General features: G+C 62.5%; 8 protein-coding genes and 1 pseudogene. 4 read left to right on the top strand and 5 right to left on the bottom strand.

The window, feature by feature from the left end; genetic code table 11:
• Positions 1-7 precede the first annotated feature (7 nt).
• On the top strand, positions 8-409 hold the full coding sequence (gene cueR, locus ACUTQY_RS11665; protein WP_025301807.1) for a Cu(I)-responsive transcriptional regulator: 402 nt from the start codon (positions 8-10) through the stop codon (positions 407-409).
• On the opposite strand, the gene ACUTQY_RS11660 is transcribed toward cueR, so the two are convergent.
• Both ACUTQY_RS11660 and ACUTQY_RS11655 read right to left on the bottom strand, forming a co-directional pair.
• Positions 406-867 (bottom strand): NfeD family protein, encoded by a 462-nt coding sequence (locus tag ACUTQY_RS11660; protein ID WP_033642133.1) that lies wholly within the window; start codon positions 865-867, stop codon positions 406-408. The two genes, cueR and ACUTQY_RS11660, sit on opposite strands and share 4 nt — an antisense overlap.
• A gap of 2 nt (positions 868-869) precedes the next feature.
• Positions 870-1,775: an SPFH domain-containing protein gene (locus tag ACUTQY_RS11655; RefSeq protein ID WP_004940203.1), complete on the bottom strand. Its 906-nt coding sequence runs from the start codon at positions 1,773-1,775 to the stop codon at positions 870-872.
• Between the two features lie 319 nt (positions 1,776-2,094).
• Here ACUTQY_RS11655 and cfa point away from each other — a divergent pair, with 319 nt between their 5' ends.
• A complete protein-coding gene (cfa, locus tag ACUTQY_RS11650) occupies positions 2,095-3,246 on the top strand; it encodes a cyclopropane fatty acyl phospholipid synthase (RefSeq protein WP_033642134.1) in 1,152 nt (383 codons plus the stop codon).
• Between the two features lie 112 nt (positions 3,247-3,358).
• Here the strand turns inward: cfa and ACUTQY_RS11645 are convergent, their stop codons facing one another.
• The 3 genes from ACUTQY_RS11645 to tesA form a co-directional block, all read right to left on the bottom strand.
• Entirely contained in the window at positions 3,359-4,213 is an 855-nt protein-coding gene (locus tag ACUTQY_RS11645; RefSeq protein ID WP_033642135.1) for a co-chaperone YbbN, read from the bottom strand.
• 77 nt (positions 4,214-4,290) lie between these two features.
• The gene (locus tag ACUTQY_RS11640) at positions 4,291-5,067 is read right to left on the bottom strand and encodes an SDR family oxidoreductase (RefSeq protein ID WP_016928808.1); all 777 of its coding nucleotides are present in this window, start codon (positions 5,065-5,067) and stop codon (positions 4,291-4,293) included.
• A gap of 26 nt (positions 5,068-5,093) precedes the next feature.
• Entirely contained in the window at positions 5,094-5,732 is a 639-nt protein-coding gene (gene tesA / locus ACUTQY_RS11635) for a multifunctional acyl-CoA thioesterase I/protease I/lysophospholipase L1 (RefSeq protein WP_167337859.1), read from the bottom strand.
• Between tesA and ybbA the strand changes: the two genes are divergently transcribed.
• The gene (gene ybbA / locus ACUTQY_RS11630; RefSeq protein WP_004940192.1) at positions 5,703-6,389 is read left to right on the top strand and encodes a putative ABC transporter ATP-binding protein YbbA; all 687 of its coding nucleotides are present in this window, start codon (positions 5,703-5,705) and stop codon (positions 6,387-6,389) included. The two genes, tesA and ybbA, sit on opposite strands and share 30 nt — an antisense overlap.
• A pseudogene (gene ybbP / locus ACUTQY_RS11625) lies at positions 6,386-8,659 on the top strand (putative ABC transporter permease subunit YbbP); the annotation flags it as partial. The gene ybbA and the pseudogene ybbP, both read left to right, overlap by 4 nt.
• Between the last annotated feature and the right edge of the window lie 268 nt (positions 8,660-8,927).

Raw genomic sequence — 8,927 nt, 5'->3', positions numbered from 1 at the left:
AGGGAAAATGAATATTAGCGACGTCGCGAAAAAAACCGGTTTAACCAGCAAGACGATTCGTTTTTACGAAGAGAAAGCGTTGATTACCGCCCCGATCCGCAGCGACAACGGTTACCGCCACTATTCCGCCAAGCATGTCGAAGAGCTGACGCTGCTGCGTCAGGCGCGGCAGGTGGGCTTCAACCTGGACGAGTGCCGCGAGCTGGTAGCGTTGTTCAACGATCCGGCCCGCCACAGCGCCGACGTGAAGGCGCGCACGCTGCAGAAGGTGGCGGAGATCGAAAAGCACATCAGCGAGCTGGGGAACATGCGCCAGCGCCTGTTGACGCTGGCGGAACAATGCCCGGGCGACGAGGGGGCGGAGTGCCCCATCATCAATAACCTGGCGGGGTGTTGTCGTTCTAATTAACGGCTGATGGCACGGATCACCAGCGTGACCCCTTCCACCGCCACCACTTCCACTTCGGTGCCGGCGGGCAGATCTTCCGCCGCCTGCGCGCGCCAGCTGCTGTCGCCGATATTGATGCGCCCCATGCCGTTGTGCATCGGCTCCGTCAGCGTGGCGCGGGTGCCGATCAGCTGGCGGTTACGCTGGTTGAGCACCGGCGAACCGCCGGATGCGGCCGCCGGGCGGCGACGCAGCCAGTACCACCACAGATAGGCGACGACGACGGTCAGGACGGCGAAGATCACGCCTTGCCATTCCCAGGAAAGCGGTGGCAGCAGCCAGATCAAGGCGCCGACCAACAGCGCCGCCACGCCGCTCCACAGCAGGTAGCCGCCGGCGCCGAGCATTTCCGCCGCCAGCAACACGCCCCCGAGAGAGAGCCAGAACCACAGCGGATTCGCCGCGATCAGTTCGAGCATGATTATTTGCCTTTGCTTTCTTTCAGCAGTTCGGTAATGCCGCCGATCGAGCCGAGCAGGCTGCTGGCGTCCAGCGGCATCATCACCACCTTGCTGTTGTTGGAGGAACCGATCTTCTGCAGCGCGTCGGTGTATTTCTGCGCCACGAAGTAGTTCACCGCCTGAATGTTGCCGCTGGCGATGGCGTCGGACACCAGCTGGGTGGCGCGCGCCTCGGCCTCGGCGGCGCGTTCACGCGCTTCCGCCTGCAGGAACGCCGACTGGCGTTCGCCCTCGGCCTTCAGGATCTGCGATTGTTTCTCCCCTTCGGCGCGCAGAATGGCCGCCTGACGCACCCCTTCCGCCTCCAGGATGTCGGCGCGCTTAGTGCGCTCGGCCTTCATCTGGGCGTTCATCGAGGCGATCAGTTCCGCCGGCGGCCGCACGTCGCGGATCTCGATACGGGTGATTTTCACCCCCCAAGGGTTGGTCGCTTCATCGACGATGTGCAACAGGCGGCTGTTGATGCTGTCGCGCTGCGACAGCATTTCGTCCAGCTCCATCGAGCCGAGCACGGTGCGGAAGTTGGTCATGGTCAGGTTGACGATCGCCTGTTCGAGGTTGCTGACCTCGTAGGCGGCGCGCGCCGGATCGACCACCTGGATAAAGCACACCGCGTCGATGGCGACGTTGGCGTTATCGCGGGAAATCACCTCTTGGGAAGGGATGTCCAGCACCTGCTCCATCATGTTGATTTTGCGGCCGATGCGGTCCATGAACGGCACCACCAGGTTCAGGCCCGGCATCAGCGTTTTGGTGTAGCGGCCGAAGCGTTCTACCGTCCATTGGAACCCCTGCGGCACAATTTTGACGCCGGCGAACACCACAATCAGCGCGACGACGATCACGATGGGAATAAAAGTAAGCATGCAAACCTCCTGTCAGACATATGTAAACAGATATTACGACAGCGCCGGAAAAATGCCTACTGATACCGCGACTTAATCCAGGGCGCTGACGCAACCCGCGAGCGGTGGATCCCGCGTCTGGAACAGAGTGTTGTCACGACAAGTGTGGCACAGCTGAAAAATAAGTATGCCTAAATGGCATGATTTCAATAATTTTTATTCATTTCATGATGTTGCTCGCCTTGGCTAGAGTAAAAACCCCCCCGTGTTTACCGTCAAAAATTTGTCATTTTCATTTGCGACTATGCTTTTTGAAATGACATTTCGGCCAAGGATTGTTATGGATTCGCTCAGTGTTGATGAACTCGCCCAGAAGAACGATCGCTGGTATCGCATAGTGGAGGAGATGTTGGCGGAAGCCGGCGTCGCCATCAACGGCCCGCGCGCCTGGGATATCCGGGTGCATAACCCGGCGCTGTTCAAACGCATTTTGCAGGAAGGCTCGCTCGGCTTCGGCGAAAGCTATATGGACGGCTGGTGGGAGTGCGAACGGCTGGACATGCTGTTCACCCGCATTCTGCAGGCCGGCGTCGATGAACGGCTGCCGAAAAGCCTGAGCGACATCGCGCGCATCGCCTATGCCCGGCTGTTCAATCGCCAATCGCGCAAGCGTGCCTGGCAGGTGGGCAAAGAGCACTACGACATCGGCAACGACCTGTTCCGGGCGATGCTCGATCCTTATATGCAATACTCCTGCGGCTACTGGAAAGAGGCGCAGACGCTGGAGCAGGCGCAGCAGGCCAAGCTGCGGATGATCTGCGAAAAACTGCAGTTGAAACCGGGCATGACGCTGCTGGATATCGGCTGCGGCTGGGGCGGATTGGCGCAGTTTGCGGCGCAAAACTACGGCGTCTCGGTGCACGGCGTGACCATTTCGGCCGAGCAGCAGAAGCTGGCGCAGGAACGCTGCGCCGGGCTGGACGTCGAGATCTTGCTGCAGGATTACCGCGATCTGGATCGGCAGTTCGATCGCATCGTGTCGGTCGGCATGTTCGAGCACGTCGGGCCGAAAAACTATGAGACCTACTTCAGCGTCGCGGCGCGCAACCTGAAGCCCGACGGGCTGTTCCTGCTGCACACTATCGGTTCCAATCAGACCGATCTCAACGTCGATGCCTGGATAGACAAATACATCTTCCCCAACGGCTGCCTGCCTTCGGTGCGGCATATCGCCGAGGCCAGCGAAGGGCGTTTCGTGATGGAGGATTGGCACAACTTTGGCGCCGATTACGATCGCACGCTGATGGCCTGGCTGGAGAATTTCAAACGGGCGTGGCCGGATCTGATGGGCGGTTATTCCGAGCGCTTCGAACGCATGTTCACCTATTACCTGAACGCCTGCGCCGGCGCGTTCCGTTCGCGCAACATTCAGCTGTGGCAGGTGTTGTTCAGCCCGGCGGGCGTGGAGGGCGGGGTGCGGGTCTATCGCTAATCCCCGTCATATTTCAAGCTGGCTGCACGTTCGAGCCCTGGTCACTTAGTTATCTAAGCGCCCAGGGCTTCTCACATTTGCCGCCTGGATGCAGCTTCAAGTATGACGGATATCAGTACAGCAGGGAGTACAGCTGGCGGCGATATTTAGCGGCCAGCGCGTCTCCGGTGCCGAGCGCGGCCAGAATGTCCATCAGGGTTTTGCGCGCGCTGCCGTTGGCGGCGGCCAGATCTTTCTTCAGATGCCCCATCAGCAGTTCCAGCGCTTCTTCGTTACGCCCGACCTGATGCAGTTGCAGCGCCAGCTGCACCGCCAGTTCGACGTTGTCCGGCTGCTGCTGCACCTGCTGTTGCAGCTGTTGGATTTCCGGCGTGTCCGCCGCCTGCTTCAACAATTCAATCTGCGCCACCAGACCTTGATAGCGGGTATCGCGATCCTGCAGCGGGATGGTCGCCAGCACCGCTTCAGCGTCTTCGCTGCGGCTGAGCGCGATCTGAGTTTCGGCCAGCGTCAGGCCGATGTCGCTGCGCTGTTGGCTGCTCTGCCAGGCGTCTTTCAGCAGCGGCAGCGCTTCGGCGGCGTTGCCGGCGGCCAGCAGCTCCTGCGCCTGTGCCAGTTTCAGATCTTCTTCCTTCGGCAGGAAACGCTGCAGCAAATCGCGGATCGCTTCTTCCGGCTGCGGGCCCTGGAAGCCGTCGACCGGCTGACCGTCTTTGAACAGGTAGACCGTCGGAATGGAACGCAGCCCGAATTGCGAGGCGATCATCTGTTCGGCGTCGCAGTCCACCTTGGCCAGAATGAACTGACCGGCGTATTCCGCCGCCAGCTTGTCCAGCACCGGCGTGAGCTGCAGGCAGTGTTGGCTGCGCTCGGACCAGAAGTAGAACAGCACCGGTGTGGACATCGATTGTTCCAGCGTCTGGTGCAGGTTAGTTTCGTTAATATCAACAACAGCTTGAGCTAGCATCTTTTTTCTCTCTGATCGTGCGGAGCCATGGGGTGTAGATGGGGGCGCGCCGCCATTCTTCAACCCCGTCGGGCGAATTAAGCGTTGCTGCGCAGCAGCCAATCCAGACAGCGGCCCGGCAAAATGCGGCGCAGCACGCTCATCGCGTGCGCCAGCAGGGTGACCGGATAGCGCAGTTTGGCGCGCGGGCTTTCCAGCGCGTGGCGCAGTTTGGGCAGAATGGCCTCCGGCGGCAGCGTCAGGCGCTTGGCGATGCCGGGATTGTGCACCGGTTTGTCGCTCTGCGCCTGGTTGACGTTCTGGCTAAAGTGGGTGGCGATCGGCCCCGGTTCGATCAGGCTGACCTGAATGCCGCTGCCGTGCAGCTCCATGCGCAGCGCGTCCGACCAGGCTTCCAGCGCGAACTTGCTGGCGGCGTAGGCGCCGCGTCCGGCACTGGAGACCAGGCCCATCACCGAACTGGTCTGAATGATCCGCCCTTCGCCGTGCGGCAACATCGCCGGCAACAGCAGCTGGGTCAGTTGGTGGGTGCCGAACAGGTTGGTGGCAAACTGCCGTTCCAGCTGGCTGCGCGAAATGCGGCTGAGCGGGCCGTAAACGCCGAAACCGCCGTTATTGAACAGACCGTACAGTCGGCCGTCGGTCAGCGCGATCACCTCGGCGGCGGCGCGCTCGACGCTGGCGCTGTCGTCCAGATCCAGCTCGATGCCTTCCAGCCCGAGCTGGCGCATGTTTTCCACGTCCTGCGGCTTGCGGCAGGCGGCCAGCACCCGGTAGCCGCGGTTGCGCAGATCCTGCGCCGCAATCAGTCCAATCCCGCTGGAACAGCCGGTTATCAATACCGCTTTTTGCATAACTTTACCTAGTGTACGACCCTAATTTAGTGAGACTCATGTTTTACTAGGGGTTCCAGGCGCTCCGCCATCCAGGTGGCGATAAACGGCTGGGCGTCCCCATTGGGGTGCAATCCGTCATCCTGCATCCATTCCGGCTTCACCACCACCTGTTCCATATAGAACGGCAGCAGCGGAATGTTGAACTGTTTGGCCAGCGCCGGATAGACGGCGCTGAACGCCTCGGTATAGCGGCGGCCGTAGTTCGGCGGGATGCGAATTTGCATCAGCAGCGGCTGTGCGCCGGCCTGCTGCACCTGCGTGATGATCTGGCCGAGATCGTGCTGTACGTCCTGCGCCGGGAAGCCGCGCAGGCCGTCGTTGGCGCCCAGCTCAATCAGCACCCAGCGCGGCTGATGCTGTTTCAGCAGCGCGGGCAGACGCGCCAGCCCCTGCGCGGCGGTGTCGCCGCTGATGCTGGCGTTGACCAGCTGTGGCGCGCCCGGTTTTTTCTGCCACTGTTCGGCCAATAGCGTCGGCCAGGCCCGCTCGATCGGCAGGCGGTAGCCGGCGCTTAAACTGTCGCCCAAAATCAACAAGGTATCGGCGGCGACAGCGCGTAAACTGAATAATCCCAACAGCAAAAGGAAGGGAAGATGCCAGCGGAAAACGTTCTTGAAGTTCATCATCTTAGTAAACACGTTGGTCAGGGTGAGCATCAGCTCACCATCCTTACCGGAGTCGAGCTGCTTGTCAAACCCGCGCAGACGATCGCCCTGATCGGTGAATCCGGATCGGGGAAATCGACCCTGCTGGGCATTTTGGCCGGGCTGGATGACGGCAGCGAGGGCGAGGTGCGCCTGCTCGGCGAGTCGCTGACCGCGCTTGACGAAGAGGGGCGCGCCGCGCTGCGCGCCAGGAATGTCGGCTTCGTGTTTCAGTCGTTCATGCTGGTGCCGACGTTGAACGCGCTGGAGAACGTGCAACTGCCGGCGCTGTTGCGCGGCGAGAGCGACAGACAGAGCCGCGAGCAGGCGGTGCAGTTGCTCGAGCAGTTGGGGCTGGGGAAACGGCTCGATCACCTGCCGGCGCAGCTGTCCGGCGGCGAGCAGCAGCGCGTGGCGCTGGCGCGCGCCTTCAGCGGCCGACCGCGGGTGCTGTTCGCCGATGAACCGACCGGCAACCTCGATCGTCAGACCGGCGATCGCATCGCCGACCTGCTGTTTTCCCTCAACCGCGATTTTGACACCACCCTGATCCTGGTGACCCATGACGAAACCCTGGCGGCGCGCTGCCAGCGGCGGCTGCGGCTGCGCGAAGGCAAGCTGTGGGAGGAAGCATGATCTGGCGCTGGTTCTGGCGCGAATGGCGCTCGCCGTCGCTGCTGATCGTGTGGCTGGCGCTGACGCTCTCCGTCGCCTGCGTGCTGGCGCTGGGCAGCATCAGCGATCGCATGGACAAAGGGCTCAGCCAGCAGAGCCGCGATTTTATCGCCGGCGATCGGGTGCTGCGCAGCGCGCATCCGGTGCCGGAAGGCTGGCTGCTGGACGCGCAGCAACAAGGGCTGAAGGTGAGCCGTCAGCTGTCGTTCACCACCATGACCTATGCCGGCGATCGGCCGCAGCTGGCGGACGTGAAAGCCACCGATTTGGCCTATCCGCTGTACGGCAAGCTGGAAACGCGCCCGGCCAACATCCAGCCCGAACCGGGCAGCGTGCTGGTGGCGCCGCGTTTGCTGGCGCTGCTGAACGTGAAAGTGGGGGATTCGCTGGAGGTGGGCGACACCACGCTGCGCATCGCCGGTGAAATCATTCAGGAGCCGGACGCCGGTTTCAATCCATTCCAGACCGCGCCGCGCATCATGATCAACCTGGCGGACGTCGATAAGACCGGCGCGGTGCAGCCGGGCAGCCGCCTGACCTACCGCTACATGTTCGCCGGCGCCGAGCCGGATATTCAGCGTTACGAAGAACGGCTGACGCCGCAGTTGACGCCGGATCAGCGCTGGTTCGGGCTGCAGGAGTCCGGCAGCGCGCTCGGCAAGTCGCTGCAGCGCTCCCAACAGTTCCTGCTGTTGTCGGCCCTGCTGACGCTGCTGTTGTCGATCGCCGCCGTGGCGGTGGCGATGAGCCACTATTGCCGCAGCCGCTACGATCTGATCGCGGTGCTGAAAACCCTTGGCGCCGGGCGCGGCGCGCTGCGCAAATTGATCGTCGGCCAGTGGCTGGCGGTGATGGCGCTGGCGGCGGTGTGCGGCGGGGCGATCGGGCTGGCGTTCGAGGCGCTGTTGATTCGCCTGCTGAAGCCGGTGTTGCCGGCCGCGTTGCCCGCCGCCGGCGTCTGGCCGTGGCTGTGGGCGCTCGGTGCGCTGGTGCTGATTTCGCTGCTGGTCGGGTTGCGGCCGTATCGCCAGTTGCTGGCCACCCAGCCGCTGCGGGTGCTGCGTCGCGATGTGGCGGCCAACGTCTGGCCGCTGCGCTACTTCCTGCCGGTGACGGCCGCGATCGTGGTCGCGTTGTTGGTGTTGCTGATGGGAGCCAGCACGTTGCTGTGGGCGATCCTGGCGGGCATGGCGGTGCTGGCGCTGCTGCTGGGCGGTATAGGGTGGGGCAGCCTGCTGCTGTTGCGCCGCATCACGCTCAAGAGTCTGGCGCTGCGGCTGGCGGTCAACCGCCTGCTGCATCAGCCGTGGGTGACCATCAGCCAGTTGGCGGCGTTCTCGCTGTCGTTCATGCTGTTGGCGCTGCTGTTGGTGCTGCGCGGCGATCTGCTCGAACGCTGGCAGCAACAGCTGCCGCCGGACAGCCCGAACTATTTCCTGCTCAACATGACCGAGGCGCAGGTGCCGCAGGTGAAAACCTTCCTGCAGCAGCACCAGATCAAACCGGAAACCTATTACCCGATCGTCCGGGTGCGCCTGACCGAGATAAACCAGCAGGTGGCGACCGAACGGGTGCATGAGGACGATCCGGGCGGCGAGGCGGTGAACCGTGAGCTGAACCTGACCTGGCTGGCCGAGCTGCCGGATCACAATCCGTTGGTGGCGGGCAATTGGCCGCCGAAAAGCGGCGAAGTCTCGATAGATGAAGGCATCGCCGGGCGGCTGAAGATCAAGCTGGGCGACACGCTGACCTTCAGCGGCGATACCCAGGCGTTCAGCGCCAAAGTCACCAGCCTGCGCCAGGTGGATTGGGAAAGCCTGAAGCCGAACTTTTACTTTATCTTCCCGCCGGGCGCGCTGGACGGCCAGCCGCAGACCTGGCTCACCAGCTTCCGCTACGACGGCGATGGCCGGATGTTGACCCAGCTCAACCGCCAGTTCCCAACGCTCAGCCTGCTGGACATCGGCGCGATCCTGAAACAGGTCGGCGGCGTGCTGCAACAGGTCAGCCGCGCGCTGGAGGTGATGGTGGTGCAGGTGGTGCTGTGCGGCGGCCTGCTGCTGCTGGCGCAGGTGCAGGTCGGCATGCGTCAGCGGCGGCAGGAGCTGGTGGTCTATCGCACGCTGGGCGCCGGTAAACGGCTGCTGCGCCGCACGCTGTGGTGCGAGTTTGCCCTGCTGGGGCTGGTGGCGGGCATCGCGGCGGCGGTGGGGGCCGAGGCGGCGCTGTTCCGCAGTTATGATGGCTGATCTGGCGATCGCAGGCCCGTTGCCGCCAAGCGTGGCCGGGCCTGCCGATTTTCTTTCGCGCGTCACTGGCGCAATTCCTCTTCATGCCCATTCATTGTGAAATCGATTACATTTATGTCATATCGATACGTTTGCCATTGGTCATCGGTGTAGCGGATAGTTGGCTGACTTCGCCTGTTTTACGCATTGATTTAGAGGGTTACGCATGTATTAAGTGAATTCATCCGTCATAAAAAACGGCCTAAAAAGA

The sequence above is a fragment of the Serratia sp. TSA_130.1 genome, assembly GCF_052691795.1.
Note: the sequence above shows the minus strand (reverse complement) of the source record. Positions and strands in the feature narration are given on the sequence as shown.